Annotated in this window: 28 protein-coding genes and 1 riboswitch; of the genes, 10 read left to right on the top strand and 18 right to left on the bottom strand. The window is 65.6% G+C overall.

Annotated elements, in window-relative coordinates; all coding sequences use genetic code 11:
* Complete coding sequence (locus tag RX330_RS04455; RefSeq protein WP_212079833.1) at positions 1-1,197, bottom strand: homoserine O-acetyltransferase MetX; 1,197 nt, start codon at positions 1,195-1,197, stop codon at positions 1-3.
* A gap of 90 nt (positions 1,198-1,287) precedes the next feature.
* Positions 1,288-1,367: riboswitch (SAM riboswitch) on the bottom strand.
* Between the two features lie 158 nt (positions 1,368-1,525).
* Between RX330_RS04455 and RX330_RS04450 the strand changes: the two genes are divergently transcribed.
* Genes RX330_RS04450 through RX330_RS04440 form a run of 3 tightly spaced genes read left to right on the top strand, consistent with a single transcriptional unit; the run spans position 1,526 to position 4,440 of the window.
* Positions 1,526-2,374, top strand: coding sequence for a chorismate mutase (locus RX330_RS04450; RefSeq protein ID WP_212079831.1), 849 nt, complete (start codon positions 1,526-1,528; stop codon positions 2,372-2,374).
* 36 nt (positions 2,375-2,410) lie between these two features.
* Positions 2,411-3,508, top strand: a complete 1,098-nt coding sequence (gene hisC, locus RX330_RS04445) for a histidinol-phosphate transaminase (protein ID WP_317242193.1) — start codon at positions 2,411-2,413, stop codon at positions 3,506-3,508.
* Positions 3,505-4,440: a prephenate/arogenate dehydrogenase family protein gene (locus tag RX330_RS04440; RefSeq protein WP_317242192.1), complete on the top strand. Its 936-nt coding sequence runs from the start codon at positions 3,505-3,507 to the stop codon at positions 4,438-4,440. The genes hisC and RX330_RS04440 overlap by 4 nt, the downstream gene beginning before the upstream one ends.
* A 55-nt stretch (positions 4,441-4,495) precedes the next feature.
* Here RX330_RS04440 and RX330_RS04435 read toward each other — a convergent pair whose 3' ends face one another.
* Positions 4,496-5,683 (bottom strand): DUF2125 domain-containing protein, encoded by a 1,188-nt coding sequence (locus tag RX330_RS04435; protein WP_212079828.1) that lies wholly within the window; start codon positions 5,681-5,683, stop codon positions 4,496-4,498.
* A 110-nt stretch (positions 5,684-5,793) separates the two neighbouring features.
* Here RX330_RS04435 and RX330_RS04430 point away from each other — a divergent pair, with 110 nt between their 5' ends.
* Positions 5,794-6,405, top strand: coding sequence for a gamma-glutamylcyclotransferase (locus RX330_RS04430; RefSeq protein WP_212079826.1), 612 nt, complete (start codon positions 5,794-5,796; stop codon positions 6,403-6,405).
* On the opposite strand, the gene RX330_RS04425 is transcribed toward RX330_RS04430, so the two are convergent.
* The 4 genes from RX330_RS04425 to ftsE form a co-directional block, all read right to left on the bottom strand.
* Positions 6,402-7,175 carry a lysophospholipid acyltransferase family protein gene (locus RX330_RS04425; RefSeq protein WP_317242191.1) on the bottom strand — a complete coding sequence of 258 codons (774 nt, stop codon included), beginning with the start codon at positions 7,173-7,175 and terminating at the stop codon, positions 6,402-6,404. The two genes, RX330_RS04430 and RX330_RS04425, sit on opposite strands and share 4 nt — an antisense overlap.
* 23 nt (positions 7,176-7,198) lie before the next feature.
* Positions 7,199-7,903 carry a YdcF family protein gene (locus RX330_RS04420; RefSeq protein WP_212079823.1) on the bottom strand — a complete coding sequence of 235 codons (705 nt, stop codon included), beginning with the start codon at positions 7,901-7,903 and terminating at the stop codon, positions 7,199-7,201.
* 135 nt (positions 7,904-8,038) lie between these two features.
* Positions 8,039-9,007, bottom strand: coding sequence for a cell division protein FtsX (locus RX330_RS04415; RefSeq protein ID WP_212079822.1), 969 nt, complete (start codon positions 9,005-9,007; stop codon positions 8,039-8,041).
* Positions 9,000-9,659 carry a cell division ATP-binding protein FtsE gene (gene ftsE / locus RX330_RS04410; protein WP_063694655.1) on the bottom strand — a complete coding sequence of 220 codons (660 nt, stop codon included), beginning with the start codon at positions 9,657-9,659 and terminating at the stop codon, positions 9,000-9,002. The genes RX330_RS04415 and ftsE overlap by 8 nt, the downstream gene beginning before the upstream one ends.
* Before the next feature lie 151 nt (positions 9,660-9,810).
* Here ftsE and RX330_RS04405 point away from each other — a divergent pair, with 151 nt between their 5' ends.
* Both RX330_RS04405 and RX330_RS04400 read left to right on the top strand, forming a co-directional pair.
* Complete coding sequence (locus RX330_RS04405; protein WP_317242190.1) at positions 9,811-10,689, top strand: MJ0042-type zinc finger domain-containing protein; 879 nt, start codon at positions 9,811-9,813, stop codon at positions 10,687-10,689.
* A 50-nt stretch (positions 10,690-10,739) separates the two neighbouring features.
* Entirely contained in the window at positions 10,740-11,114 is a 375-nt protein-coding gene (locus RX330_RS04400; protein ID WP_317242189.1) for a response regulator, read from the top strand.
* A 164-nt stretch (positions 11,115-11,278) separates the two neighbouring features.
* Here RX330_RS04400 and RX330_RS04395 read toward each other — a convergent pair whose 3' ends face one another.
* Positions 11,279-12,430: a DUF4175 family protein gene (locus tag RX330_RS04395; protein ID WP_212079818.1), complete on the bottom strand. Its 1,152-nt coding sequence runs from the start codon at positions 12,428-12,430 to the stop codon at positions 11,279-11,281.
* Positions 12,418-14,367, bottom strand: coding sequence for a TIGR02302 family protein (locus RX330_RS04390; protein WP_317242188.1), 1,950 nt, complete (start codon positions 14,365-14,367; stop codon positions 12,418-12,420). The genes RX330_RS04395 and RX330_RS04390 overlap by 13 nt, the downstream gene beginning before the upstream one ends.
* Positions 14,368-14,547: 180 nt before the next feature.
* Here RX330_RS04390 and RX330_RS04385 point away from each other — a divergent pair, with 180 nt between their 5' ends.
* Positions 14,548-14,931 (top strand): carboxymuconolactone decarboxylase family protein, encoded by a 384-nt coding sequence (locus tag RX330_RS04385; RefSeq protein WP_317242187.1) that lies wholly within the window; start codon positions 14,548-14,550, stop codon positions 14,929-14,931.
* Between the two features lie 134 nt (positions 14,932-15,065).
* The gene (locus RX330_RS04380; RefSeq protein ID WP_317242186.1) at positions 15,066-15,974 is read left to right on the top strand and encodes an NAD(P)-dependent oxidoreductase; all 909 of its coding nucleotides are present in this window, start codon (positions 15,066-15,068) and stop codon (positions 15,972-15,974) included.
* Positions 15,975-16,043: 69 nt separating this feature from the next.
* Here the strand turns inward: RX330_RS04380 and lysA are convergent, their stop codons facing one another.
* The 3 genes from lysA to argH all read right to left on the bottom strand — a co-directional run bounded on the left by lysA (position 16,044) and on the right by argH (position 19,123).
* Complete coding sequence (gene lysA, locus RX330_RS04375; RefSeq protein WP_317242185.1) at positions 16,044-17,309, bottom strand: diaminopimelate decarboxylase; 1,266 nt, start codon at positions 17,307-17,309, stop codon at positions 16,044-16,046.
* 23 nt (positions 17,310-17,332) lie between these two features.
* Entirely contained in the window at positions 17,333-17,632 is a 300-nt protein-coding gene (gene lptM / locus RX330_RS04370) for an LPS translocon maturation chaperone LptM (protein ID WP_212079812.1), read from the bottom strand.
* A gap of 93 nt (positions 17,633-17,725) precedes the next feature.
* Complete coding sequence (gene argH / locus RX330_RS04365) at positions 17,726-19,123, bottom strand: argininosuccinate lyase (protein WP_317242184.1); 1,398 nt, start codon at positions 19,121-19,123, stop codon at positions 17,726-17,728.
* A gap of 100 nt (positions 19,124-19,223) precedes the next feature.
* Between argH and tlpA the strand changes: the two genes are divergently transcribed.
* On the top strand, positions 19,224-19,898 hold the full coding sequence (gene tlpA, locus RX330_RS04360) for a thiol:disulfide interchange protein TlpA (protein ID WP_317242183.1): 675 nt from the start codon (positions 19,224-19,226) through the stop codon (positions 19,896-19,898).
* Here the strand turns inward: tlpA and RX330_RS04355 are convergent.
* The 6 genes from RX330_RS04355 to RX330_RS04330 form a co-directional block, all read right to left on the bottom strand.
* Positions 19,895-20,089 (bottom strand): hypothetical protein, encoded by a 195-nt coding sequence (locus RX330_RS04355; protein WP_212079808.1) that lies wholly within the window; start codon positions 20,087-20,089, stop codon positions 19,895-19,897. The genes tlpA and RX330_RS04355 overlap by 4 nt on opposite strands.
* Positions 20,090-20,282: 193 nt before the next feature.
* Entirely contained in the window at positions 20,283-21,164 is an 882-nt protein-coding gene (locus tag RX330_RS04350) for a 3-hydroxybutyryl-CoA dehydrogenase (protein ID WP_317244056.1), read from the bottom strand.
* 191 nt (positions 21,165-21,355) lie between these two features.
* Complete coding sequence (locus RX330_RS04345) at positions 21,356-22,300, bottom strand: electron transfer flavoprotein subunit alpha/FixB family protein (protein ID WP_212079804.1); 945 nt, start codon at positions 22,298-22,300, stop codon at positions 21,356-21,358.
* On the bottom strand, positions 22,300-23,049 hold the full coding sequence (locus tag RX330_RS04340) for an electron transfer flavoprotein subunit beta/FixA family protein (protein ID WP_212079803.1): 750 nt from the start codon (positions 23,047-23,049) through the stop codon (positions 22,300-22,302). The genes RX330_RS04345 and RX330_RS04340 overlap by 1 nt, the downstream gene beginning before the upstream one ends.
* Positions 23,050-23,175: 126 nt before the next feature.
* Positions 23,176-23,748 (bottom strand): cob(I)yrinic acid a,c-diamide adenosyltransferase, encoded by a 573-nt coding sequence (locus tag RX330_RS04335; RefSeq protein WP_317242182.1) that lies wholly within the window; start codon positions 23,746-23,748, stop codon positions 23,176-23,178.
* Between the two features lies 1 nt (position 23,749).
* Complete coding sequence (locus tag RX330_RS04330; RefSeq protein WP_317242181.1) at positions 23,750-23,944, bottom strand: twin transmembrane helix small protein; 195 nt, start codon at positions 23,942-23,944, stop codon at positions 23,750-23,752.
* A gap of 312 nt (positions 23,945-24,256) precedes the next feature.
* Between RX330_RS04330 and RX330_RS04325 the strand changes: the two genes are divergently transcribed.
* Positions 24,257-25,150: a YihY/virulence factor BrkB family protein gene (locus RX330_RS04325; protein ID WP_317242180.1), complete on the top strand. Its 894-nt coding sequence runs from the start codon at positions 24,257-24,259 to the stop codon at positions 25,148-25,150.
* On the opposite strand, the gene RX330_RS04320 is transcribed toward RX330_RS04325, so the two are convergent.
* The gene (locus RX330_RS04320; RefSeq protein ID WP_317242179.1) at positions 25,077-26,339 is read right to left on the bottom strand and encodes an ATP-binding protein; all 1,263 of its coding nucleotides are present in this window, start codon (positions 26,337-26,339) and stop codon (positions 25,077-25,079) included. The two genes, RX330_RS04325 and RX330_RS04320, sit on opposite strands and share 74 nt — an antisense overlap.
* Between the last annotated feature and the right edge of the window lie 11 nt (positions 26,340-26,350).

Below are 26,350 nucleotides of genomic sequence, written 5' to 3'. Positions count from 1 at the left end.
CTAGCTACCCTTCAGTCCGCGGGCCTTGCCTGCCGATTGCAGGAAGGCGCGGGAGATGTCGAAGAATTCGGGAACGTCGAGCAGAAAGGCGTCATGCCCGCGATCGGTCTCGATCTCGGCGAACGACACCCGCGCGCTCGAAGCGTTCAGCGCGTGCACCAGCGCGCGCGATTCCGAGGTCGGGAACAGCCAGTCGCTGGTGAAGGAGACGACGCAGAAGCGGGTCTTGATATCGGCGAACGCCTTCGCGAGCACGCCGCCATGGTCGGCTGCGATGTCGAAATAATCCATCGCGCGCGTCAGATAGAGGTAGGAATTGGCATCGAACCGCTCGACGAAGGAGGAGCCCTGGTAGCGCAGATAGGACTCGACCTGGAAGTCGGCATCGAACGAGAAGGTCGGCAGCTCGCGGTCCTGCATGCGCCGGCCGAACTTGCGATGCAGCGCTGCATCCGAGAGATAGGTGATGTGCGCCGCCATGCGCGCCACCGCGAGCCCGCGATGCGGGTGGATGCCGTGATCGGCATAGCCGCCGCCGTGCCAGTCGGGATCGGCCATCACCGCCTGGCGGCCGAGCTCGTGGAAGGCGATGTTCTGCGCCGAGTGCCGCGTCGCGCAGGCAATCGCCAGCGCGGAGAACACACGGGCAGGATAAGCGGCGGTCCATTGCAGCACCTGCATGCCCCCCATCGAGCCGCCGACGACCGCGAACAGCGCGTCGATGCCGAGCCGGTCGATCAGCATGGCCTGCGCGCGCACCATGTCGGGGATGGTGATGACAGGGAAATCCAGGCCCCAGACCTTGCCGGTTGCAGGATTGATCGACGCGGGCCCGGTCGAGCCCATGCAGCCGCCGATCACGTTGGAGCAGATGATGAAGTAATGCTTGGGATCGATGGGGCGGCCGGGGCCGACCAGCGTCTCCCACCAGCCGGGCTTGCCGGTGACGGGATGCACGTTGGCGACATGCTGATCGCCGGTCAGCGCATGGCAGATCAGAATGGCATTGGAGCGATCGGCGTTGAGCTCGCCATAGGTCTGGTAGGCGATCTGGAACGGGGTGAGATCTACGCCGCAATCGAGCCGCAGCGGCTGCTCGGTGCCGAAATGCGCGACCTGCGAGCTCGGATGATCCACCTCGTGCGACCGCTCGTCAGCGCTGATCGCAGGACTCGGTATCGACTTGACGCCACCCATCTGACCATCGACCTCGTTTGCGATCGAACCTCGATCGCCACTTGCATCAGGCCATGAAAAACCCGGCCTGAACGATAGGTTCGGCCGGGATCGAAAGCGTCCCCGGCCTGTTTAGCGAGTTTTTTAACGTGGCTGCAAGCCGGCCGGCTCAAATGACCACGGAACGGGCAAACGCTACCGTCTTGGGCGGTTTTCGTCAAGTCGCGGACCGGATCGGGCTGATTGGTCTCCGTCGCGCGGGCCAAAAAGGACGTCATTTCTCTTTGCTTTCGCCGCCCCGACTGCCTAATCAGGATATCCCCCATCGGAACGATCGACAGTCCAAGCCATGTCCCAACGTCCGCCCGCGCCACCATCGCTGCAGGAACTTCGCAAGGAGATCGACGCGATCGACGAGGGCATGCATCGCCTGCTGATGCAGCGCGGCGACATCATCGACCGCCTGATCCAGGTGAAGCAGACCCAGGAGGTGGGCTCGGCGTTCCGTCCGGCGCGCGAGGCCGCCATGATGCGCGAGCTCGTGCAGCGTCATCGCGGCATCCTGCCGCTCGACACGGTCGAGAGCATCTGGCGCGTCATCATCTCGACCTTCACTTATGTGCAGGCGCCGTTCTCGGTGCATGCCGACGTCTCGGTGAGCGAGCCTGCGATGCGCGATTCCGTGCGCTTCAATTTCGGATTCACCGTGCCCTACGTCGCGCATTTCAGCGCGCAGGCCGCAGTCGAAGCGGTGGCGAAGTCCAAGGGCGATTTGGCGCTGGTCTCGGCCACGTCCAGCCGCACGCCGTGGTGGCTGGAGCTGGAAGCGGACGGCGCGCCGAAGATCATCGCGCGGATGCCCTTCATCGAGCGTGCCGACCATCCTGCAGCCCTGCCGGTGTTCGCGATCTCGCGCGTCGCCGATAGCGCCCTGGTGACGGAGGTCGAGACCTTCAGCGTGCGCGTCTCGGGGTGGAACGCCGAGGTCGCGCGCGCCCTGTCGCCGCTCGCCGAGATCGTGGCGGTGCCCGATACCGCCTTCGACGGCGCGGCATTGCTGGTCTCGGTCACGGGTGCGACCAGCATCGACAAAATCAGGGCTGCCCTGATCGAGGCGGGGGCCTCGGTGCGCTCCACGGCCCTCGTCGGCAGCCACGCAACGCGCTATACGGTGCCCCCGACCGGGGCGAAATCGTAAACCGCGCGCCGCGCCCCGCCATTTTCGGAGTTGAAGATGTCCCGCCCCGTGCCGAATCCCGGCATTCTCGATATCGCGCCCTACACGCCCGGCAAGAGTCCGGTCGCCGAGCCGGGCCGCAAGGTGTTCAAGCTCTCCGCCAACGAGACGCCGTTCGGGCCCTCGCCCAAGGCGATCGAGGCGTTCAAGCGCGTAGCGGACCATCTGGAGGATTATCCGGAAGGCACTTCGCGCGTACTGCGCGAGGCGATCGGCCGCTCCTTCGGACTCGATCCCAACCGCATCATCTGCGGCGCCGGCTCGGACGAGATCCTCAATTTGCTCGCCCACACCTATCTCAGCCACGGCGACGAGGCGATCTCGACCACGCACGGCTTCCTGGTCTACCCGATCGCGACCATGGCGGTCGGCGCCAAGAACGTGGTCGCGCAGGAGACCAACCTCACCTGTGACGTCGACGCCATCCTGAAAGCCGTGACGCCGAAGACAAAGCTGGTCTGGCTTGCAAACCCCAACAATCCGACCGGGACCTATGTGCCGTTCGACGAGGTCAAGCGGCTGCGTGCCGGCCTCCCCTCGCACGTGCTGCTGGTGCTCGATGCCGCCTATTGCGACTACGTCTCCCGCAACGATTACGAAATGGGAATCGAGCTCGTCGCCACCACCGAGAACACGGTGGTGACGCACACTTTCTCGAAGATCCACGGCCTCGCCGCGCTGCGCATCGGCTGGATGTTCGGCCCCGAGCACATCATCGACGCGGTCAACCGCATCCGCGGCCCGTTCAACGTGTCGACGCCGGCGATGTATGCCGCGGTCGCCGCGATCGAGGACACCGCGCACCAGGCGATGTCGAAGCAGTTCACCGAGACCTGGCGCAATTGGCTCACCGAGGAGATCGGCAAGCTCGGGCTGAAGGTGACGCCGAGCGTCGCCAATTTCGTGCTGATCCACTTCCCGACCGACAAGGGCAAGACGGCCGACGACGCCGACGCCTTCCTCACCAAGCGGGGCCTCGTGCTGCGCGGCTTGAAGAACTACGGCCTGCCGCATTCGCTGCGCATGACCATCGGCACCGAGGAAGCCAACCGTCTCGTGGTCGAAGCCTTGCGCGACTTCACGGCCGGCAAATGAGCGCGGATCCGCACTTCCAGCGTGTCGCGCTGATCGGTTTCGGCCTGATCGGCGGCTCGATCGCGCGCGCTGCGAAGCTTCAGGGCCTGGCCGGCGAGATCGTCACCACCGCGCGCTCGGAGAAGACGCGCGCGCGTGTGCTCGAGCTCGGCATCGTCGACCAGGTCGTGGCAACGAATGCGGAAGCGGTGAAGGATGCCGATCTCGTCATCCTCTGCATTCCCGTCGGGGCCTGCGGACCTGTGGCCCAGGAGATCGCCGCGCACCTGAAGCCCGGGGCTATTGTCTCCGACGTCGGCTCGGTCAAGGGCGCCATCGTCAGGGACATGGCGCCGCATCTGCCGAAGTCGGTTCATTTCGTGCCGGCCCACCCAGTGGCGGGCACCGAGCATTCGGGGCCGGATTCAGGCTTCGCCGAGCTCTTCATCAACCGCTGGTGCATCCTCACCCCGCCGGAAGGGGTCGATGCCGCGGCCACCGATCGCCTGCGCGCGTTCTGGGCGGCGATGGGCGCCAAGGTCGAGATCATGACGCCGGATCATCACGATCTCGTGCTCGCGATCACGAGCCATCTGCCGCATCTGATCGCCTACACCATCGTCGGCACCGCCGACGAGCTGGCGCAGGTGACGGAATCCGAGGTCATCAAGTTCTCCGCCGGCGGTTTTCGCGATTTCACCCGCATCGCTGCCTCCGACCCGACGATGTGGCGTGACGTCTTCCTCGCCAACAAGGAAGCCGTGCTGGAGATGCTCGGCACCTTCACCGAGGACCTCGCAAAGCTCACCCGCGCAATCCGCCGCGGCGACGGCGAAGCGCTGTTCGACCACTTCACCCGCACCCGCGCCATCCGCCGCGGCATCGTCGAGATCGGTCAGGATTCGGCCGCGCCGGACTTTGGGCGGCAGCATGGGGCGCTGAAGAAGCCGTAACCCTCCGTCATTCCGGGGTGTCCGCAGGGCGAACCCGGAATGACGACAAAATCAATCAATACAGCGGCGGGATCTGGCCGACCTTGACCGGGCCGAGCAGCACGGCGCCGTCGACGAATTTCAGCGGGAAGCTGCGCGCCTTCTTGCCTTCCAGCGTGCTCTCGGTGCCGATCGAGTTGATACCCGCGGCGACGCCGGCATTGGCGTTCTGCTTGATCACCTTGCCGAGGCCAGGCACGGCCCGGTCGAGCGCGCCGAAGAGATTGTTGAGGTCCTGCGACTTCACGCCGGGCGCAACGCGATCGAGCGTTGCCTGCGGCACGCCCTCCTCCAGCATCTTCTCGATGCCGAGCGCCGGGATCACCCGCTCGAGGCCCGTCACCGTCATATGCAATTCGCCGTCGAGCCGGCCGTTGGCCGAGATGCCGAGCGTACCGGCCGCGATCGCGATCATCTCGCCCTGCTGGATCCGCGACTGCACGATCTCGATATGACCGCCGGCGGCCTGGATCTCGCGGAAACGCTGCGGCCAGGGCTTTGGCGTGAGGTCGGAGAGGCCGGTGATCTTGGCGCGCGTGTCGGCCTCGAACGGCTCGGCGAGCAGGGGATGAACGCCCTGGATGCTGCCTTGCGCGACGTGAAGCGTCGTCTCGATGACCGGATGGTCGGACCTCGATCCCTCCGCGAGACGGCCGTGCAGTTCGACCTGCCTGGCGCGCGCGAGCGGCACCTGCACGCTGCCGTCGAGCCGGTTGAGGCTGGGATCGTCGAACACGATGGAGGCCCGATCCGGCACGGCAGGGAGGCCCACCACGCTGCTGCGGCCCTTGCTCCAGTTCACCACGAAGGTGTTTTGCGTCACGCCGTCGGTCAGCGTCGCGGGCGCGGAGAATTCGGCGATGACGAGCTTGGGATCGTAGACCTGGGCGACGACAAGGATGTTGTCGAGCTTCGCCGTGAACGGCGTCTTGCTCGCGTTCTGCGAAACCAGGGCGACGCTGGCGCCGGAGCACTGGACCTCGAAACGGAACGGGAAACCGGCGATCGAGCGCTTGGCGCAATCATAGATGCGACCGGCCTTGGCCTCCTGCGCCCGCCAGGCGTCGGCGGCGATTTCGGCCTGCGAGGCCGCATAGAACCAGAATCCGGTCCAAGCGACGGCGAGGATCAGGACGAGAACGGGTGCGATGAAAAGGCCCCAACGGGAGCGGCGGCGGCCTGCGGCAACGGTCATATTGGACATGCGGCGACCCTTTGATCCCAGATTCAGGCAAATGTAAGCGAGGCGCGCCTGCGACAAAAGGCAGAGAAATTGCTTCGCTTGGGCGCAGGGTTCTGCTAGCCGTGCCCGAAATGTCGGAAATCACTCTCCCCTCCGTCACCACAGCCAAAGGCGACCTCTGGGTGTTCGGCTACGGCTCGCTGATGTGGCGGCCGGGCTTCGCATTCGACGAACGCGTCCCGGCGCGGCTGGTCGGCGAGCACCGCGCGCTCTGCGTCTATTCCTTCGTCCATCGCGGCACGCCGGAGAAGCCCGGCCTGGTGCTCGGGCTCGATCGTGGCGGCGCCTGCCGCGGCATCGCCTTTCGCGTCGCTGAGAAGAACCGCGCTGAGGTCGTCGCATACCTGCGTGCGCGCGAGCAGGTCACCTCGGTCTATCGCGAGGTGATGCGCTCGGTATGGCTGGAGAACGATGCGCGGCAGCGCGTCTCCGCGCTCGCCTATGTCGTCGATCGCGGCCATGTCCAATATGCCGGCCGGCTGTCGCTCGCCGAGCAGCACCGCTATGTCATCCAGGGCCACGGCCAGTCCGGCGCGAACCGCGACTACGTGACGGCGACGGTGAAGGCGATCGAGGCCGAAGGATTTCGCGACGCGCAGCTGCATCAGCTCGCATTGATGCTGCATGGTGATGCGCATTCCCTGCACGCGCCGGCGCCGACCGAAGATCGAGAGAACCGCTAGCTCTCGGACGGAGCATAGCTCGGCGAGGAGCCGATCAATTGCTCCTGCTCTTTCCGCCCCGCGTCGACGAGACGGCCGGTCGCGTCCTCGATGGCCGTCTGCACGCGGGAGAGAAACTGGTCCTTCGGCAGGCCCGGCGGCAACGGATCGAGGAATTCCACCACCAGCGTGCCGGGATAGCGCATGAAGGTGCGGCGTGGCCAGAACAGGCCGGAGTTGAGCGCGATCGGCAGGCACGGCACGCCGCAAGACGAGTAGATCTGCGCATAGCCGGTCTTGTAATCGGGCGGTGCGCCCGGTGCGCGGCGCGTGCCTTCCGGAAAGATGACGAGCTGCTTTCCGCTGCGCACCGCCTCACGCGCGCGGCGCGTCATGTCGAGCAGCGCCTTCACGCCGGCATTGCGGTCGATCGCGATCATTCCGGTCTTGACCAGGAACTGACCGAACACCGGGATCTGCATCAGCTGACGCTTGAGGATGAAGATCGGCCGGTCGAAGAAGCCCGGCAGCACGAACGTTTCCCAGAACGACTGGTGCTTCGCCACGATCACGAGCGGCCCCTGCGGAATCTTCTCGACACCGCGAAACTCCACCTTGATGTTGCAGACAACCCGCATCAGGACCAGCGTCGCCTTCGCCCACCATTGCGCCACCGTCAGCATCGCGCGCGGCGGCAATGCGAAGGTCGGCAGCGCCACGATCGCGAGGCACACCAGCACGGCGTAGAACAGCACGTTGAACACGAGCGAGCGCAGGAAAATCAGGAACATCGATGATCCGATTAATTTGCCAATCAGTTGGCCTGTGCAGTGTTGGGCCGCTTCGGCTGCACGCTTGCAGGCTGCTCCGATATCTCGGGCGAAAGGTCAATCCCGAAATTCTCCAGCCTGACCCTGAGCTCGGCCGCAACGTACTTGACATATTCCGACAACAGCAGCCGCAAGGTGGACGCCGACGTCCACCAGGGCTCCTCGCGCCATTTGTCGCCGACCACCGCGAACGGGATCAATGTCGTCTTCGGCATCGCATGGGCGAACTCCACCAGCGCGCGCGGCATGTGATAGTTCGAGGTGACCACGATCAGCGATTGGAAGCGGCGCCCCTCGGCCCAGCGCCGCGCCTCCGCCGCATTGCCGCGGGTCGAGAGCGCAGTACGGTCCAGATCGACGCAGCAGGTCATGAAGGACTGGTTCTCCGGCAGGGTCCGGGAGATGTCGTTCGCCGTGGAGGTCGGATGCACGCCGGAGATCAGCAGCCGCCTGCCGTAGCCGGCAGCGAGCAGCTCCATGGCATCCGACACCCGCGAGGAGCCGCCGGTCAGGACCACGATGCCGTCCGCCTTGCGGCCCGGCGCGATCTCGGCGCCGCGCAATTGCGACAGGAATGCGATGAAACCCGCCGCAGCGACGACGAAGGCGAACGCAATCGTCGACACCAATGCCGCGCGCAGCCAGCCGCGCGGCAGGTTCGGCGATCGATCGTCGGTCGGCGAGGTCATGTGATGTCGGTGATCCCTTCCCTGAGGTGATTTTATGACGTTTTGACGCGAAGTGGAGTCCTGCGGATGTGACGAACGCTCGGGCTGCGAGCTGGGTCACCCTCTCCAACACGGGGAGAAGGAAGAAGAGCGAGCTCAATCCACATCATTCAACGTCGCAAACAGCGTCTGGCGCGCGGCCACTGCGGTGATGGCGCCGATCAGCACGGCCTGGACCGCGAGCACGATGTAGCCGGATGGCCGGAGCGAGAAAGTGCCGAGCAGGGCGGCGAACTGGTCGCCCACGGGGGTACCGGAAAACCAGCCGGCAATCGACTCGGAGAAGCCGAACACCAGCATGGCGGCACCGCCGCCGATCAAGCCCCCCTCGAGCCCCAGCCGGAGGAAATGACGCAGGAAGTGGTTGGCGATGTAGCGGTCGCCGGCGCCGACGAAATGCAGCACCTCGACGATCGGACGGTTCGCCGCCATGGCGCCGCGGGTCGCGAACGAGACGGAGATGATGGTGGCGATGATGACCAGCGCGAGGATGCCGAGACCGGCGAGCACGGTGGCATTGGTCATCGAGCGCATCCGCTCGATCCAGGCGCGGTGATCGTCGACGCTGGCGCCCGGCGCGACCTGGGTCACGCGCGCGCGCAACGTGCCGAGATCGAGTGAGGTGCCGGGCTGCACGCGCGCGATGATCATGCGCGGCACCGGCAGATCGTCCATCGACAGCCCGGTGCCGAGCCAGGGCTCGAGCAGCTTGCCGCTCTCCTCCCTGCTGAATGGCTTGACCTCGACGATGCCGGCCTGCGCGCGCATCGCCTCCGTCACCGCTGCGGTGTCGCGTTCGAGATCGCGGCCGGCCTGTGGGCGAACCTGGATGGTGATCTCGCTCGCAACGTCCGACTGCCATTCGGCGGCCGAGGCGCTGACCAGCAGCACCGTGCCCGTGGTCATCGAGGCGAGGAAGGTCATGATGGCGACGACGGCGACCAGCGCGCGACCGTGGATCGAGGCGCGCGGCACGATCGGCGACATGTTGCGCGCCTTGGCCGGGAGCTGCGGACGCTCCTGTCCGAGATCGACCAGCACGCCGCGCTCGTCGGTCCTACTCATAGACGTGCAACCGTCCCTGGTGCAGCACGAGGCGCCGTGCCTCGTACTGATCCATCAGCCCGATGTCGTGGGTCGCGATGATCACGGCGGTGCCCGATTTGTTGAGCTCGATGAAGAGCCGCAGCAGGCGGCGTCCGAGCGTCGGATCGACGCTGCCGGTCGGCTCGTCCGCGAGCAACAGCTGCGGCCGCGAGATTACGGCGCGCGCGATCGCGGCGCGTTGCTTCTCGCCGCCCGACAGGATCGGCGGCAACGCGTCCATGCGCTCGCCGAGCCCGACCCATCGCAACAGATCGATCACCTCCTTGCGATAGCTCGACTCGCTGCGCCCCATGACGCGGAACGGCAGCGCGACGTTCTCATAGGTCGTCATGTGATCGAGCAGACGGAAATCCTGGAGCACGATCCCGATGCGCTTGCGCAAATCGGCGATCTCGTCCTTGCCGAGCTGCGAGATATCATGACCAAACAGATTGACGAGGCCCCGCGTCGGCCGATGCGACAGGAACAACAGGCGCAGCAGCGAGGTCTTGCCGGCGCCGGACGGGCCGGTGAGGAACTGGAACGAATGCGCCGGGATCTGGAAACTGAGGTCGCGCAGGATCTCCGGCCCCAGACCGTAACGCAATCCGACATTTTCGAACCGAACCAAGCTCAGCTCCGTTCGAGAGGGGGGCGGGGTCGCACTGCTGCTCCGCCATACGCGATCAACGGGTTTTGCCGCCGTTATGGTTTCCGGTTCGTTAACGGTCGCGCTGTAGCATACATGGTCAAGTCCTCGGTTCATGCATCAAGGCTCGTCCATGCATATCGTCTGCCCCCATTGTATGACATCCTACGCCATCAAGCTTGCGAGCCTTGGGGCGAACGGACGGGCGGTCCGTTGTTCCCGCTGCAAGGAGACCTGGATCGCCCATGCCGAGGATGCCATCGAGGAGGCATCCGTCCCGGCCATGGCCGCTGCCAGCCAGGCCGACGACCAGTCCGACCTTGCCGAGCAGTGGAACTCCTATGCCAAGGACGACGGGGCCTCTGATGCGCCTGTCGTCGACAGCCCCTCGATCGCCAGCGACTGGCCCGATGAAGAGGCCAAGGAAACCGAGGACGAGTGGTCAGCGGCGGCGCGCGAGGCCGAAGATGAGGTCGTCGGCGCGCAGCATCAATCCTGGTTCCGCGGCCTGTTCGGCCGCCGCGGTGCGCGGGTCAGCCGCCCGGCTGCCACCATTGCTCCGCGAAAATCCTATTTCGGCCTCCCGACCGCCTGCGCCGCCATGGGCGCACTGGTGCTGGCGCTGGTCATCTGGCGCGGCGACATGGTGCGGCTGCTGCCGCAGACGGCGGCGTTCTACAAGATGGTCGGGCTCGAGGTGAACCTGCGCGGCCTCGCCTTCAAGGACGTGAAGCTATCCAGCGAGACCGTGGACGGTAAGCTGGTGTTGGTGATCGAGGGCGTGATCGTCGGCGAGGGCAAGAAGCCGCTCGACATCCCGCGGCTGCGCTTTGCCGTGCGCGACGGGCAAGGCGCCGAGATCTACGCCTGGAATGCGGTGCTGGAGCAGACCGTGCTGCGGCCCGGCGAGCGCGCCTTCTTCCGCTCTCGCCTCGCCTCGCCGCCGCCGGAGGGCCGCAATATCGACGTTCGCTTCTTCAACCGGCGCGACATCGCCGGCGGCAGCGTATAATCAGCGTGTAGAGTCCCGCACTGGGAAGGTTCGCCCCAGAGACTGATCTGATGCCGAAAATCCTGATTGCCGACGACGAGGATTCGATGCGCACGCTGGTCGCGCGTGCCATCGCGATGGACGGCCACGAGACCGTCACCGCGCAGGACGGCGCCGAGGCGCTGGAGATCCTGACCCGCGAGGGCGGCGCCTTCGACCTGCTGCTCACCGACATCCAGATGCCCGTCATGGACGGCATCGCGCTGGCGCTCTCCGCCGCGCGCGACTTCCCCGATCTGACCATCCTGCTGATGACCGGCTTTGCCGACCAGCGCGAGCGCGCCTCGAATTTGAATGCGCTGGTGCACGACGTCGTGACAAAGCCGTTCTCGGTCGCCGACATCCGTACCGCCGTAGCGGATGCGCTGGCGGCGAAGAAAACGTGACGCGAAGCTGCCGCCTCACGCTCCGCTGTCATGCCCCGGCTTGACCGGGGCATCCAGTACGCCGAGGCGGACGCGGTGAGGGCGAGCAGTGCAACGCAGGCTTCTGGAATACTGGATCGCCCGGTCAAGCCGGGCGACGACAGTGAACAAGGGGTGAGTGCGCCTCAAAAATCCTTCAGCAGCCGCTCGATATAATCGAGCTCGATCTGCGGGCGCGAGCTGTCGCCGAGGCGGCGGCGGAGCTCTTCGAGGATGCGGCGGACACGCTGGGCGTCGATCTCGCCGGGGATCTTGACTGAGTAATCGTCGCTGAGATCGCGGCCCTGAAGCGGGCGGCCCAGCGGATCGGTCTGATTGCCGCCGCTCTGCTGACGGCCGGCCCGATTGCCGGGACCATCGCCCTGCCCGTCGCCATCGCCCTGCTGCATCGCCTCGGCCATCTTCTGCGCGCCCTTGCGCATCGCATCGAGCGCCTTGCCCTGCGAATCCACGGCACCGTCGGCATTGCCGTCGCCGAGTTTTGAACCGGCATCACCCATGGCGCCGTCCGCGGTGTCGAGGCTGCCATCGTCATCACCGTCGTCGCCGTCCTGATCTCCGCTCTGGCCCTGATCGCCCTGCTGGCCTTTCTGTCCCTGTTGACCCTGCTGCCCCTTCTGACCCTTTTGTCCCTTCTGCGTGAGACCGCGCTTGGCGAGTTCGTCCTGCAGCTTCTTCAGGCGGTCGCGCAGCGACTGCTGATCCTGCTGGAGGTCCGACATCGACTGGTCGCCCTGCTTGCCGCGCGAGCGGTCACGGCGGGAGTCCTGGCCCTGCTTGAAAGTCTTGTCGCGCAATTGCTGCTGCTTGCGGATCATGTCGCTGAGCTCGTTCAGCGCTTGCTCCATCTCGCTCTCGCCGGATTGCCCGGGCTGCGCCATCTGGAGATTTTCCATGATCTGCGCGAGCTGCTCGAGCATGCGCTGTGCGGCCTCTTTGTTGCCTTCGCGCGCCGCCTTCTCGATCTGCCGCAAGAGATCGTCCAGATCCCGCTGCGTGATGACGGAACGATCGCGACTGGAAGATTGGCTCCTCTCTGTGGCGCGCTTGTATTCCTCGAGCTTCTGGATGGCGTCGGATTGGTTGTTCAGGCTCTTCCCGGACTCCTTCTGCCTCAGGCTGTCGCCGGAATCCTGCATCGCCTTTTCCGCGCTATCGAGCAGCGCATCGGGATCCAAGTCCTGCTGGGCCAGGGCGGGGGAGACGCCTCCCAACAGGAGGGCGAGACAGGCGATCGACATCGCCTTCAAGACTGGCACGCGCGCTAGCTTCCGCATTTCCGGTCCCGCGTAAACTGGTTGGCCTTGTCGTCCCCCGCCTTGTTGGCACGGCTGTTCGCCGACTTTCGATAGGCTTGCAGCTGTTCGCGCAAGACGTCCTGCTGCTGCGCCAGCTCTGCGAGCTGCTCGGGCGTCGCATGCTGGGTCTTCTGCCGCAGCTCGATCGCCTTGTCGAGGATGAGCTGGACCTCCGCAGGGAACGGCTGCCGGGCACCGAGCGGATTCTGCTCGGCGCGCCGGGCGAGATCGCGCACCTTGCCGGCCATGGCCTCACGAAGCTTCTGCGTCAGCACCCTGAGTTCGTCCTCGCTGGCACCGCGTTCCAGCGCCGCCTTGAGCGCGTCCTGCGCCGAGCGCAGCGCGGCGTTGACGCTGCCGGCGACACCGTCATCCTCGATGGTGACCGCGAAGGCCCACATGCTCGCCACGACATTGCGCAGAGCCTCGTCGGTGCGGGCAGCCTCGAGCTGGGTCGCCAGGCTCCGGAGGCCGAGATAGCAGCCGGCATCCGGCGTGAACAATTCGGGTGCGATCATCAGCGCGTCGAGCGCGGTGTAGACGTCGGAATTCCTGTTGGCGTCGAGCGCGAGGATGCGGCGTTGCTCGATCAGCGCGCGCGCGAGCGAGTTGGTGAACAGACGCTCGGGCAGGCGCATGTTGAAGGGTTCGCTTCTGGCCTCGTTGCCGGCCTCGTCCTTGGCGGTCAGGGTCAGCGTGACGTCGGCGCCGGCATAGGGGTTCTCGCTGAGGTCCTTCACCGTCTGGCCGACGCCGTTGCGGGTGCGCGCGTTCGGCAGCACCAGCGGAAATTGCGGCGGCTCGAACAACGGCCGCGCCGCGGCTTTGCCGTCGGAATCCTTGCTGCCATCCTTGACAGCATCCTTGGTCTCGGCGGGGCGCAAGGCGATGTGCGCATCGGCGCCGGTGACGCCGTAATCGTCTTCGATCTTGTAGGAGAGCTGCAGCCCGCCGCGCGCCTGGCGCTCGGGATCCTTGGCGAGCGCAATGGTCGGCGCACGGTCTGGCGTCGCCGCGAACGCCCATTGCGGCTGGCCGGAGGGCGCGCGGACACGCGCGGTGCCGTCGCCGGTGATGGCAAAATGCTTCTCGTTGGTGCCCTTCGGTGCGGCCTCCGCGGGAGCGACCTCCTTGAGGCCGCCGGAGACGGCCACATCCAGGCTGCCGCCGGAGGAGCGCACGATCAGGGTCGAGCCTGCGGGGACGGCGAGCGGGCCGGAAGCCGGCAGCGCTGCGGCCTCCCTGTTGGCGGCCGACAGGATGACCGGCGGCTTGCCGGTGTAGAGCGGCGGGGTGACCCAGGCATCGACGCGAACATTCGCCGGCGCCAGCACGCCGTTCCAGTCGAAGGCGGCCCCGAGCCGCATCGCGCGCTCGTCGCCCGCGGCGAAGAAGGTCGCGACCAGCATCACCATGACGAGGGCACGCAGCGCCCAGGGATCATGGAGCGCAAGGCGCGGATGGGGCAGACCGGCGCGGATGCCCTTGATCGAGGCCAGCGTACGCTCGCGCTGCGCCTGCCACAGCGCCTGTGCGACCGGATCCTGCGAGGACAGCGTGTCGGTCAGCGTGGTCGCCGGGCGGTGACGGATGCCGGAGCCACGATCGAGCCGGGCCAGCGCCTCGTCGCGGCTCGGCCAGCGGAAGCGAATCATGGGCAGCAGGACGGCGATCGCGATCCCGGCGAAAACGACGAGACCGATGGTACGGGCGATAAAGGGCAGGACCAGCCACAGGCCGGCCCAGGACACCACCAGGAACAGGCCGACGACAGTCAGAAGCCGCGCCAGATTTGGCCAGGCACGCTCCCACGCGATGGCATAGGTGGCCCGGTCGAGGGCCTGCGCCAGCTTCAACCGCGACAGAGCGTCACTGTTGCGGATCGGGTCTGACGGGTCGGGGGTGACGCCGTTCAATCAACTCTCCAGGTTGCCCGGTAGAGAGGAGCCTATCACAACGGCAGCACTGAGGCATCCGTTCCCGTACGGGAGACACCCCTTTTCCCGCATAACACGAGGACGTGACTGGGCCCGTCCAACCCCGTAATTTCCGCGCGCCGCCACCTCCGAGAAGCGCAAGAAAGCAAGGGAAACGCCATGGACAAGAAGATGCACGACAAGGGCCTGGAAGTCCGCAAAGCGGTGCTGGGCGAGACCTATGTCAACAACGCCCTGAAGAACGTCGATGATTTCAACCGTCCGTTCCAGGAGATGCTGAACGAATATTGCTGGGGCGCGGTGTGGGGCCGCGAGGAGCTGCCGCGCAAGACCCGCAGCATGCTCAACATCGCCATGATCGCGATCCTCAACCGCCAGCACGAGTTCCGCGTACATCTGAAGGGCGCGCTCACCAACGGCGTCAGCCGCGAGGAAATCCGCGAGATCCTGATGCAGGTCGCGATCTATGGCGGCATGCCCGCCGCGGTCGACAGTTTCCGCATCGCGCGCGAGGTGTTCGCGGAGATCGACGGCAAGGCTTGAGCCGAACAAACGGCTTTCAACGTATCGCTCCGTCATTGCGAGCGAAGCGAAGCAATCCAGAAATCCCTCCACGGACACATCCCTGGGTTGCTTCGTCGCTTCGCTCCTCGCAATGACAACAGAAAGGAAACACCATGGACATCGGATTCATCGGCCTTGGAAACATGGGTTTCCCGATGGCGCGGCGGCTGATCGAGGCGGGGCACAGCCTCGTCGTGTTCGACACACGCAAGGAGATCATGGGCAAGCTCGTTGCGCGCGGCGCTACGCCCGCGACGTCACCAAGGGACGTCGCCGATCGGGTCGAGACCGTCATGGCGAGCCTGCCTTCGCTGCAGGCTTCGCTCGAGGTTGCAACCGGGGCGAACGGCGTGATCGAGGGCAGAAGCGCAAAACGCTTCATCGATCTCTCCACGGTCGGCTCGGCGATGGCCGCAAAGATTCACGGCCTTCTCGCCAAGCACAACATCGTGCAGATCGACTGCCCCGTCTCCGGCGGCGTCGGCGGCGCCGAGAAAGGCACGTTGGCGGTGATGGTCTCCGGGCCGAAGGCGGAATTCGAGCTGCTCAAGCCCGCGCTCGACGTGATCGGAAAAGTGTTCTTCATCGGCGAGAAGCCCGGCGCGGCGCAGACCATGAAGCTCGCCAACAACTTCCTGTCGGCCACCGCGATCGTGGCGACGTCGGAAGCCGTGGTGATGGGCGTGAAGGCCGGGCTCGATCCCGCCGTGATGATCGACGTGATCAATGCCGGCTCCGGCATGAACACGGCGAGCCGCGACAAGTTTCCGCGCGCGGTGCTGCCGCGCACATTCGACTTCGGCTTCGCCACGGGATTGATGGTGAAGGACGTGCGGCTGGCGCTGGAGGAGATGAAGCAGCTCGGCCTGTCGATGGAGGTCGCGGACGCGGTCGGCCGGTTGTGGGAAACCGTAATAGCCGCGGAAGGCGCCGAGTCCGACTTCACCGCGGCCATCAAGCCGATCGAGAAGAAGGCGGGCGTGGTGGTGGGTGGAGCGAAGAGTGGAGTAACGGGGAAATAGCCGTCGCAATCTCCGCTGTCGTCCCGAGGCGCGCAACGCGCGAACGCGCTTGAGCTTTCTCTCAACGCCTCACAGCCACGGCGCGGGCGTATCCATCGCGATCAGCTGCTCGACCTCCACGCGCGGGCGCACCACGGCGTACTGATCGTCCTTCACCAGCACCTCCGGCACCAGCGGCCGGGTGTTGTACGTGCCGGCTTGCACCGCACCGTAGGCGCCCGCGGTCATGATGGCGAGGAGATCGCCGGGCGCGGGCGTCGGCAGCGTACGATCCAGCGCGAGATAGTCGCCGGTCTCGCAGACCGGGCCGACGACATCGGCAACGATGGTGGCGGCACCCGCGGCCGGCTGCTTCACCGGCAGGATGTCGTGATGCGCCTCGTACAGCGTCGGTCGGATGAGGTCGTTCATCGCAGCGTCGATGATGACGAAATTCTTGCCGTCGCCGTGCTTCACATAGATCACCTTGGCGACCAGGATGCCGGCATTGCCGACGATCATGCGGCCCGGCTCGAACATCAACGTGCAGCCGAGATTGTGGCTGACGCGCCTGACCATGGCGGCATAGGCGGCCGGCGCCGGCGGCGCCTCGCGGTCCATGTAATAGGGAATGCCGAGACCGCCACCGAAGTCGACATGCGAGATGTTGTGGCCGTCGGCGCGCAGCGTCTGCACGAACTCGGAGAGGATGCGGAACGCGGTCTCCATGCCGGAAAGATCGGTGATCTGGCTGCCGATATGCACGTCGGTCCCGGTCACCTCGATGCCCGGGAGTTTCGCGGCGCGGGCATAGACCTCGCGGGCATGCACGATCGGGATGCCGAACTTGTTCTCGGACTTGCCGGTCGAGATCTTGGCGTGGGTGCCGGCATCGACATCGGGGTTGACGCGGAGCGAGATGCGCGCGGTCTTGCCCATCTCAGTCGCAACGCGCGACAGCAGCTCGAGCTCCGGCTCGGATTCGACGTTGAGGCAGAGAATATCGGCGGCGAGCGCGGCGCGCAGTTCGGTTTCGGTCTTGCCGACGCCGGAGAACAGGATCTTGCTTGGCGGAATGCCGGCAGCCAGCGCGCGCTTCAATTCGCCGCCTGAGACCACGTCGGCGCCGGCTCCCAGCTTGGCCAGCGTACGCAGCACCGACTGGTTGGAATTCGCCTTCATGGCGTAGCAGACCAGCACCTTTTCGCCGGCGAAGGCCTCGGTGAAAACGCGGTAGTGCCGCTCCAGCGTCGCGGTCGAATAGCAATAGAACGGCGTGCCGACGGACGCGGCCAGCTCGGACAGATTCACCGCCTCGGCGTGCAGTACGCCGTTGCGATAGTCGAAATGGTTCATGGCTTGGGCTCGGTTGTCCCGGCTTATTTCTTGCCGGGAGGTTCGTCCAGAAGTGGGTCGAGAATAAACGGTTTCTTCCGGCCCTTGGCCGCCGCGGGCTCGGCATCCGCACCTGAGGCTGAGGTGGGATTGAACATGCTCGACGTCTTCTGGGCTGCGGTGTCGGTGTCGACAGGCGCGGCGCCGTTGGCCGTCGGCGCGTTGGTGGCGGTCGGCGGCAGATCCAGCGGACCTTTGCGGCCGCAGCCGGCAAGCGCAAGCGCCGTCAGGCTCAAGACAATGATGGCCCACCCCGAACCGGCCGGGCGAAACTTTGACGTCACGACGAAATCCCCACTACGCGCGGTGCACCATACAGAGATTGGCCTGCTCTGGCGAGAGCTGGATGACCATGAAACATCAGCGAAATTTTACCCTCAGCCCAATTTTCGCTCTTTTTCCAGCCGCTTCAACCAGGCCTTGGCCTGGGCCGTCACGTTCTTCGGCGCGGTGCCGCCGAAGCTGGTGCGGCTCTTCACCGACGATTCGACCGAGAGCACGCCGAACACGTCCCTGGTGATTTTCGACTCGATCGCCTGCATCTCTTCGAGCGGCACCTCATGCAGCGCCACGCCGCCCTCGGCGGCCTTGGCGACGATGCGGCCCGTGACGTGATGGGCCTCGCGGAACGGCATTTTCAGCGTTCGCACCAGCCAGTCGGCAAGGTCGGTCGCGGTGGCATAGCCCTCGCCCGCGGCAATCTTCATCCTGGCTTCGTCAGGCACGAGGTCGCGGACCATGCCTGTCATGGCGCGGATCGCCAGCGACAGCGCGGCAAAGCCCTCCATGGCGCCCTGCTTGTCCTCCTGCATGTCCTTTTGATAGGCGAGCGGCAGGCCCTTCATCACGATCAACAGACCGTTGAGCGCGCCGATGACGCGCCCGGTCTTGGCGCGCACCAGCTCGGCCGCATCCGGATTCCGCTTCTGCGGCATGATCGAGGAGCCCGTGGTGAACTTGTCGCTGAGCCGGATCAGGCCGACGAGCGGCGAGGTCCAGATCACGATCTCCTCGGCAAAGCGCGACATGTGCACGGCGCAGATCGAGGCGGCCGACAGCGTCTCCAGCACGAAGTCGCGGTCGGACACCGCGTCGAGCGAGTTCGCCATCGGACGGTCGAAGAGAAGCGCCTTCGCGGTGGCGTGGCGATCGATCGGGAACGAGGTGCCTGCGAGCGCGGCGGCGCCGAGCGGCGATTCGTTCAGCCGCTTGCGCCCATCCTGAAAACGGCCGCGATCGCGCGCTGCCATCTCGACATAGGCAAGCAGATGATGGCCGAAGGTCACCGGCTGCGCGGTCTGCAGATGCGTGAAGCCGGGCATGACGGTGCCTGCGTGCTCCAACGCACGCTCGACCAGGGCCTGCTGGAAGGCAGCGAGCGCGGCGTCGGTCTCATCGAGAACGTCGCGCACGTAGAGACGGAAATCGGTCGCTACCTGGTCGTTGCGCGAGCGCGCGGTGTGCAGGCGACCGGCGGCCGGGCCGATCAGCTCGGACAGGCGGCTCTCGACATTCATATGGATGTCCTCGAGCGCGCGCTTGAACGCGAAGTCGCCCTTGCCGATCTCTGACAAAATCGTGTCTAGACCCTTGCCGATATTTTTCGCATCAGAGCCCGTGATGATGCCTTGGCTGGCGAGCATCGCAGCGTGGGCCTTGGACGCGGCAATGTCCTGGGCGTAGAGGTGACGATCGACGTCGATGGAGACGTTGATCTCTTCCATGATCTCATCGGGACGTTCCGAGAACCGGCCGCCCCACATCTTGTTGCTCATGATCCCCTGCTCACGCCTGTCGCTAGCCACGTTTGCTGGCCGCCGCCAGCCGTATTAAGAGGCCCCTGATAGCCATATCTGCGACCGGATGACAAACGATATGCTCGACAAGACGCCCTCCGCCACGCGCCGGGTCCCCCTCGTCATCGCCGCCGTGGCGGTCGTGGGACTGGCCGGCTTCGCCGCGCTGTACGGGCTGGGCCTGAGCCGGGCCCCCTCGGGCGATCCGACCTGCAAGGCGGCGGTGGCGACGGCGCAGAAGATCGCCCCGCTCGCCCATGGCGAGGTGGCGGCGCTGACCATGGCGAGCGCCCCGCTGAAGCTGCCCGACCTCGCTTTCGAGGACGCCGACGGCAAGCCGAAGAAACTGTCGGATTTCCGCGGCAAGACGCTGCTGGTGAACCTGTGGGCGACCTGGTGCGTGCCCTGCCGCAAGGAAATGCCGGCGCTGGACGAACTCCAGGGCAAGCTGTCGGGCCCGAATTTCGAGGTGGTGGCGATCAACATCGACACCCGCGACCCCGAGAAGCCGAAGACCTTCCTGAAAGAGGCGAATCTGACCCGGCTCGGCTATTTCAGCGACCAGAAAGCCAAGGTTTTCCAGGATCTTAAGGCTGTAGGCCGGGCCCTGGGCATGCCGACCTCGGTGCTGGTCGATCCGCAAGGCTGCGAGATTGCGACGATCGCGGGGCCGGCGGAATGGGCGAGCGAGGACGCGCTCAAGCTGATCCGGGCGGCAACGGGCAAAGCCGCCGCTGCGCTCCAGGGATATTAAGCGGTGACGTTGAGGTTGCCGCCGACACCGGCACCGACATTGGCCAGCGAAGGCTGACCGGCACCCATCAGCGTCAGGACGGTGGATTTCTCCATATCCGCGTTCTGCTTGGTCAGCGTCGCCGCAATATTCGACTGCAGCGCGCCTTGCTGAGCGGCCAGCATGGTGCTGACCATTGCCATCATGTCCATTACGCGAACCCTCTTACCGGCCGTAACCTAGGCGCGAGAGGTTAACGCGACATGAAACGTCACAGAGCCGCCCCACGTCAAAAGTGCCGGAGGGTGGCAAAGCGAAGCGTGCCCCACCAAACCCATCGTGTGATCGAAGAGATATCGTGGGCACGGCGCTTTGCGCCTCTGGCCGCCCTACGGAACCGCCGCCTTACCTCGTCGGAACCGGCTTGGCACCGCGGTAGTCGTAGAAGCCGCGCTGGGTCTTGCGGCCGAGCCAGCCGGCCTCGACGTATTTCACCAGCAGCGGGCACGGGCGGTATTTGGAGTCGGCCAGGCCCTCGTGCAGGACCTGCATGATGGAAAGGCAGGTATCGAGGCCGATGAAATCGGCAAGCTCGAGCGGGCCCATCGGATGGTGCGCCCCGAGCTTCATCGCCGCGTCGATCGCCTCGACATTGCCGACGCCTTCATACAGCGTGTAGATCGCCTCGTTGATCATCGGCAGCAGGATGCGGTTGACGATGAAGGCCGGGAAATCCTCGGAGACCGCGACCTGCTTGCCGAGCTTGGCGACGAACTCCTTGGACGCCTCGAAGGTCTGGTCGTCGGTGGCGATGCCCCGGATCAGTTCCACCAGCTCCATCAACGGCACCGGATTCATGAAGTGAATGCCGATGAAGCGCTCGGGACGATCGGTCGCGGCGGCGAGCCGCGTGATCGAGATCGACGAGGTATCGGAGGCCACGATCGCCTCCGGCTTCAACACCGCGCAAAGCTCGTGGAAGATCTTGCGCTTGACCTCTTCCTTCTCGACCGCGGTCTCGATCACGAGGTCGCAATCGGCGAGGTCGTCCAGCTTATCGGCGGGCGTGATGCGCGCCATCGCCTTGGCCTTGTCGTCTTCGGAGACGGCCTTCTTGGAAACCTGTCGCGCCAGATTGCCGTTGATGGTGGCCATGCCCGACTTCAGGCGGTCGGCCGAGATGTCGTTGAGCACCACGTCGAAGCCGGCCAGCGCCGCAACATGCGCGATGCCGCTGCCCATCTGCCCCGCGCCGATCACGCCGACCTTCTTGATCACTGCCGCCATCTTGTCATCCACCGGAACGGCGCGCATGTCGCGCCTGCCTATCCCCAGAGCCGGGAGGTCCGATTTAATCAGAACCTTGGCTCGAAACCTAGATTGGATCGCCTCCAAGGCGTGCCCCACGCCAAAGAAAACGCCTCAGAAATGAAACACCGGCCGGAGTTTATAGCTCCGGCCGGTGTTTTTGGCTCGTTTTACTTGCCGAGCTTGCCGAGTTCGGCCGTCAGCTCCGGAACCGCCTGGTAGAGGTCGGCGACCAGACCGTAATCGGCAACCTGGAAGATCGGCGCGTCCTCGTCCTTGTTGATCGCAACGATCACCTTGGAGTCCTTCATGCCGGCCAGATGCTGGATCGCGCCGGAAATGCCTACGGCAACATAGAGCTCGGGGGCCACCACCTTGCCGGTCTGGCCGACCTGCCAGTCGTTCGGCGCATAGCCGGCATCGACCGCCGCGCGCGAGGCGCCGACACCGGCCCCAAGCTTGTCGGCGAGCGGCTCGATGTATTTGGCAAAGTTCTCGCGGCTCTGCATGGCGCGGCCACCGGAGACGATGATCTTGGCCGAGGTCAGTTCGGGACGGTCGCTCTTGGCGACCTCCTCGCCGACGAAGGACGACAGGCCGGGATCGGCCGCCGCCGCGACGCTCTCGACCGCGGCGCTGCCGTCTTCGCCTGCTGCGGCGAAGGTGGAGGTCCGCACCGTAATGACCTTCTTGGCGTCCTTGGACTTCACCGTCTGGATGGCGTTGCCGGCATAGATCGGACGCTCATAGGTGTCGGGCGCGACCACCTTGGTGATCTCCGACACCTGCATGACGTCGAGCAGGGCCGCGACACGCGGCATCACGTTCTTGAAGCGCGAGGTCGCGGGCGCGACGATCGCGTCATAGCCGGGAGCCAGCGAGACGATCAGCGCGGCCAGCGGCTCGGCGAGATCGTGCGCATAGAGGTCGCCGTCGGCGAGCAGCACCTTCTTCACGCCGGCAAGCTTGGCGGCGGCGTCGCCTGCGGCCTTTGCGTTCTGGCCAGCGACCAGCACCTCGACGTCCGCGCCGAGCGCGGCGGCCGCGGTGAGGGCCTTGTTGGTCGCATCCTTGAGCGACGCGTTGTCGTGTTCGGCAATGAGAAGCGTCGTCATCAGAGCACCCCGGCTTCGTTCTTGAGTTTCGACACCAGCTCGGCGACGTCCTTGACCTTGACGCCCGCCTTGCGGCCGGCCGGCTCCGTCGTCTTGAGAACCTCGAGACGCGCGGCAACATCGACGCCGTAATCGGCGACGGTCTTCTCCGCGATCGGCTTCTTCTTGGCCTTCATGATGTTGGGCAGCGAGGCATAGCGCGGCTCGTTGAGACGCAGATCGGTGGTGACGATCGCCGGTCCCTTCAGCTTGACGGTCTGCAGGCCGCCGTCGACTTCGCGGGTGACCTTGAAGTCAGAACCTTCGACCTCGAGCTTCGAGGCAAACGTCGCCTGCGACCAGCCGAGCAGCGCAGCCAGCATCTGGCCGGTCTGGTTCGAGTCGTCGTCGATCGCCTGCTTGCCGAGGATGATCAGGCCGGGCTGCTCTTCATCCGCAACCTTCTTCAGGATCTTGGCAACCGCGAGCGGCTCGACGCTGCCCTCGGCCTTCACCAGGATGCCGCGATCGGCGCCCATGGCAAGACCGGTGCGGATCGTCTCCGACGCCTGCGCCGGTCCAATGGAGACCACCACGACCTCGGTGGCCTTGCCGGCTTCCTTCAGGCGCAGCGCTTCCTCGACCGCGATTTCGTCGAACGGGTTCATCGACATCTTGACGTTGGCGAGTTCAACGCCCGATCCATCGCCCTTGACGCGGACCTTGACGTTGTAATCGACCACCCGCTTTACCGGCACTAAGACCTTCATCGATCCTCTTTCACTCAATTTGGGAGGGGGGTTATCAACTGGCGCGGAACCTAAAGGCCGGATCTGCCCCGGTCAACGCGCGAACGGGCCTAATTTTGGCCTTCTGAAATGCGGCCGCTCGATGGGTCAGCGGTTCTGGCCCGGAACCCAGAGCACGTCGCCGGCACCATTGCCATTGGCGGCTCGGCTGGCCACGAACAGGAAGTCCGACAGGCGGTTCATATATTGAATGCCAGCCGTGCTGACCGGCTCGCCCGGACGGGCCGCCAGTTCCACGATCACGCGTTCCGCCCTGCGGCATATCGTGCGCGCGACGTGGAGATAGGCGGCGGCCGGCGTGCCGCCGGGAAGCACGAAGGAGGTCAGCGGCGCGAGCTTGTCGTTGAGCTCGTCGATGTCGCGTTCTAGCCGCTCGACCTGGCTCGCAACCACCCGCAGCCGCTCCGCTTTGCCTTCGCGCTCGGGCACCGCGAGATCGGCACCAAGATCGAACAGGTCGTTCTGGATCCGGCCGAGCATCGCATCAAGCTCGGGCATGTCGCCGGTATGGAGCCTGACGACGCCGATGGCAGCGTTGGTCTCGTCGACGGTGCCATAGGCCTCGATGCGACGATCGTATTTCGGACGCCGCTCGCCGGTTCCAAGCGCCGTGGTGCCGTCGTCGCCGGTCTTCGTGTAGATGCGGTTCAACGTGACCATGTCAGCGCCCCATCGCCCAGACAGCAGCCATCGCGATGACGATCGCCACGAACTGAAGCAGCACGCGCCAGCGCATCAGCTTCTGCGAGGTGTTGGGCGAGCCGCCGCGCATCATGTTGATGAGACCGAGCAGCAGCACCAACGCCACGGCGCCGACCGCGATCGGCAGGATGAAAGTAGTGAGGATAGATACCATTGGGGGGTGATAACACCGTGCGCGCCGGTCCGCCATCTCCCGAGCGTCATTCCGGAGCGATGCGGCGGGACCGGGCAAAGCGAGGCCCGGCGCATCGAGCCCGGAATCCATCGCGCGACTTGCAATGCGGCGAGATGGATTCCGGGCTCGCGCTTCGCGCGCCCCGGAATGACGGCGAGGTGCTTCACGATCTGGCTTTTGGGGGAATAATGTCAGAAGGTAGCGAGATGACCTCCGATTTGCGCCGCTCGCCTCCCCTCACCTCTCCCCGCGCACGGCGCGCGCGAGCAGTACCCGTCTTGTAGGTCGCGCATGAAAGCGATCCGCTACATCTACGTCGTGGTGGAGGACGCGTTCTACACGTTCCTGGCCGATGACGGCTGGGCGATCGCGAGCCATATCGCGCTATCGACGCTGATGGCGCTGTTCCCGTTCCTGATCGTGCTGACCTCGCTCGCCGGCTTCTTCGGCTCAAAGGAGCTCGCCGACCAGGCCGCAAGCCTGATGCTCCAGGTCTGGCCCAAGCAGGTCGCAGATTCGATCTCGGGCGAGGTCCATGACGTCTTGACCACCACCCGCACCGGCCTTCTGACCATCGGCGCGGCGCTGTCGGTCTACTTCGCCTCCAACGGCGTCGAGGCGCTCCGGGTCGCGCTGAACCGTGCCTATGCGGTGGTGGAGATGCGGAGCTGGTACTGGCTGCGGCTGGAATCGATCGCCTACACGATTGTCGCGGCTTTCACCGCGCTTGCCATGGCATTTCTGATCGTGCTCGGTCCGCTGATCATCGAGGCCACGCGGCGCCACATTCCGTTGTTCGTCGAGTCCAACGAAAGCATTCTCACTTGGCTGCGGTACGGCATCTCCATTGGCGCGTTGATAGTAGCATTGCTCATCCTCCACGCCTGGCTGCCGGCGGGGCGCCGCAGTTTCGTTCAGATCCTGCCGGGCATCGTCTTCACCATCGTGGCATCGCTGATCTCGAGCATCGTGTTCGGCCAATATTTGGCGCGCTTCGCCAATAATTACGTGACGATGTATGCCGGGCTCGCCTCGGTGATCATCGCGCTGGTGTTTCTGTATTTCATCGCGGCGATCTTCGTTTACGGCGGCGAGCTCAACGCCGCGATCATCAAGTCGCGACTTCCTCGCGGCGTGTCGCTTCAAGCAGCGCAGTCGCTAGCGCCCTCGGAGACACAGGCTTGACCAGGAAGGCGTCGGCGCCGGCCTCGCGCGAGGCCGCCTCGTCCTCACCCCGTCCGGAAACGCCGATGATCGGGATCCGGGCCAGCGGCGCCGGCATCGTGCGGATCCGCCTGATCGCCTCGACGCCGTCGATCCCCGGCAGCACCATGTCCATCAGCACCGCATCGAACGCGCCCTGCTCCAGCCGGTTCACGGCGTCCTCGCCGCGCCCGATGAACTCGGCGTGATGGCCGAGCTCGGTCAGAATGGTGTTGAGCACGACGCGTCCGAACGGATTGTCCTCGACGCTGAGGACGCGTAGCGCCGCGACCGCATCTGCGTCCGTGTCACCCTTCGTCTTGCGGGATTTGCGCGGTCCTGCCCCATCGAGCGACACCGTCAGCGTAAAGGTGGCACCGCCGCCGCGCCGCAGCGCGACAGTGATGTCGCCGCCCATCGCGCGCGCCAATTGCTTGACCGAGGACAGACCCAGGCCGGCGCCGCCGAAGCGCGAGGCGATGGTGACGTTGGCCTGGGTGAACGGACGGAACAACCGCTTGATCTCGGCCATGGTCAGGCCGATGCCGCTGTCGGACACCGCGAAAGCAACGCCCACCCTGGCCCTGGCTTTGCCCTTGGCGGGCCGCCACGGCTCGACAGCGAGCGCCACGCCGCCCTGGTCGGTGAATTTCACGGCATTGTCGATCAGATTCTCGAGCGCGGCGCGCAGGCGGACGGGGTCGCCGACCACCAGCCCCGGAAGCTTTCCGGAGATTTCGACCTCGGCCTTCAGTCCCTTGGCCGCGGCCCGGCCGGCCAGCGAATCGCCGGCATTGCGGGCAAGCGTTCGCAGGTCGAACAGATCCTGTCGCAGCGCGCTTCCCCCCTTCCCCGCACCCTTGCCGGTCCTGGCGGCATCCACGAACAGCGTGGCAAGGCTCGCCAGATGCTCGGCACCGGCCTTGATGGTGTCGGCCCAGCGCCGTTCCCGTTCGCCGAGATCGGAGGTCGCGAGCAGGTCGCTGATCGCCAGGATGCCGGTCAGGGGGGTACGAACCTCATGGGCAAAGGCGGCGAGCGCGGCCTGGACCACATCCGGCGCGACCGGCTTGGTGCTGCGCTTGCGCAACGGAGCGACCGACCCGGACCGCTTCCGAGGCGGCCGCTTGGACGTCCGCGTGGTACGCGCTGCGCGCTTCTTCGCCGCCATGACTCCCCTTC

It is taken from the genome of Bradyrhizobium sp. NDS-1, assembly GCF_032918005.1.
Classification (GTDB): Bacteria; Pseudomonadota; Alphaproteobacteria; order Rhizobiales; family Xanthobacteraceae; genus Bradyrhizobium; species Bradyrhizobium tunisiense.
The sequence above is the reverse complement of the archived record's forward strand: the minus strand, read 5'-3'. Positions and strand labels throughout refer to the sequence as shown.

Excerpts from the sequence above, each read along its gene's own strand:
- RX330_RS04385 (WP_317242187.1), top strand. The coding sequence starts at position 14,548 with ATGGACAAGAAGATGCACGACAAGGGCCTGGAAGTCCGCAAAGCGGTG.
- RX330_RS04340 (WP_212079803.1), bottom strand. The coding sequence starts at position 23,049 with ATGAAGGTCTTAGTGCCGGTAAAGCGGGTGGTCGATTACAACGTCAAG.
- argH (WP_317242184.1), bottom strand. The coding sequence starts at position 19,123 with ATGAGCAACAAGATGTGGGGCGGCCGGTTCTCGGAACGTCCCGATGAG.
- RX330_RS04395 (WP_212079818.1), bottom strand. The coding sequence starts at position 12,430 with ATGCGGAAGCTAGCGCGCGTGCCAGTCTTGAAGGCGATGTCGATCGCC.
- RX330_RS04420 (WP_212079823.1), bottom strand. The coding sequence starts at position 7,903 with ATGACCTCGCCGACCGACGATCGATCGCCGAACCTGCCGCGCGGCTGG.
- RX330_RS04400 (WP_317242189.1), top strand. The coding sequence starts at position 10,740 with ATGCCGAAAATCCTGATTGCCGACGACGAGGATTCGATGCGCACGCTG.
- lysA (WP_317242185.1), bottom strand. The coding sequence starts at position 17,309 with ATGAACCATTTCGACTATCGCAACGGCGTACTGCACGCCGAGGCGGTG.
- RX330_RS04415 (WP_212079822.1), bottom strand. The coding sequence starts at position 9,007 with ATGAGTAGGACCGACGAGCGCGGCGTGCTGGTCGATCTCGGACAGGAG.
- RX330_RS04355 (WP_212079808.1), bottom strand. The coding sequence starts at position 20,089 with ATGGACATGATGGCAATGGTCAGCACCATGCTGGCCGCTCAGCAAGGC.
- RX330_RS04435 (WP_212079828.1), bottom strand. The coding sequence starts at position 5,683 with ATGTCCAATATGACCGTTGCCGCAGGCCGCCGCCGCTCCCGTTGGGGC.
- tlpA (WP_317242183.1), top strand. The coding sequence starts at position 19,224 with ATGCTCGACAAGACGCCCTCCGCCACGCGCCGGGTCCCCCTCGTCATC.
- hisC (WP_317242193.1), top strand. The coding sequence starts at position 2,411 with ATGTCCCGCCCCGTGCCGAATCCCGGCATTCTCGATATCGCGCCCTAC.
- RX330_RS04345 (WP_212079804.1), bottom strand. The coding sequence starts at position 22,300 with ATGACGACGCTTCTCATTGCCGAACACGACAACGCGTCGCTCAAGGAT.
- RX330_RS04330 (WP_317242181.1), bottom strand. The coding sequence starts at position 23,944 with ATGGTATCTATCCTCACTACTTTCATCCTGCCGATCGCGGTCGGCGCC.
- RX330_RS04440 (WP_317242192.1), top strand. The coding sequence starts at position 3,505 with ATGAGCGCGGATCCGCACTTCCAGCGTGTCGCGCTGATCGGTTTCGGC.
- RX330_RS04350 (WP_317244056.1), bottom strand. The coding sequence starts at position 21,164 with ATGGCGGCAGTGATCAAGAAGGTCGGCGTGATCGGCGCGGGGCAGATG.
- RX330_RS04430 (WP_212079826.1), top strand. The coding sequence starts at position 5,794 with ATGTCGGAAATCACTCTCCCCTCCGTCACCACAGCCAAAGGCGACCTC.
- RX330_RS04455 (WP_212079833.1), bottom strand. The coding sequence starts at position 1,197 with ATGGGTGGCGTCAAGTCGATACCGAGTCCTGCGATCAGCGCTGACGAG.
- RX330_RS04335 (WP_317242182.1), bottom strand. The coding sequence starts at position 23,748 with ATGGTCACGTTGAACCGCATCTACACGAAGACCGGCGACGACGGCACC.
- RX330_RS04450 (WP_212079831.1), top strand. The coding sequence starts at position 1,526 with ATGTCCCAACGTCCGCCCGCGCCACCATCGCTGCAGGAACTTCGCAAG.
- RX330_RS04405 (WP_317242190.1), top strand. The coding sequence starts at position 9,811 with ATGCATATCGTCTGCCCCCATTGTATGACATCCTACGCCATCAAGCTT.
- RX330_RS04320 (WP_317242179.1), bottom strand. The coding sequence starts at position 26,339 with ATGGCGGCGAAGAAGCGCGCAGCGCGTACCACGCGGACGTCCAAGCGG.
- RX330_RS04325 (WP_317242180.1), top strand. The coding sequence starts at position 24,257 with ATGAAAGCGATCCGCTACATCTACGTCGTGGTGGAGGACGCGTTCTAC.
- RX330_RS04380 (WP_317242186.1), top strand. The coding sequence starts at position 15,066 with ATGGACATCGGATTCATCGGCCTTGGAAACATGGGTTTCCCGATGGCG.
- RX330_RS04425 (WP_317242191.1), bottom strand. The coding sequence starts at position 7,175 with ATGTTCCTGATTTTCCTGCGCTCGCTCGTGTTCAACGTGCTGTTCTAC.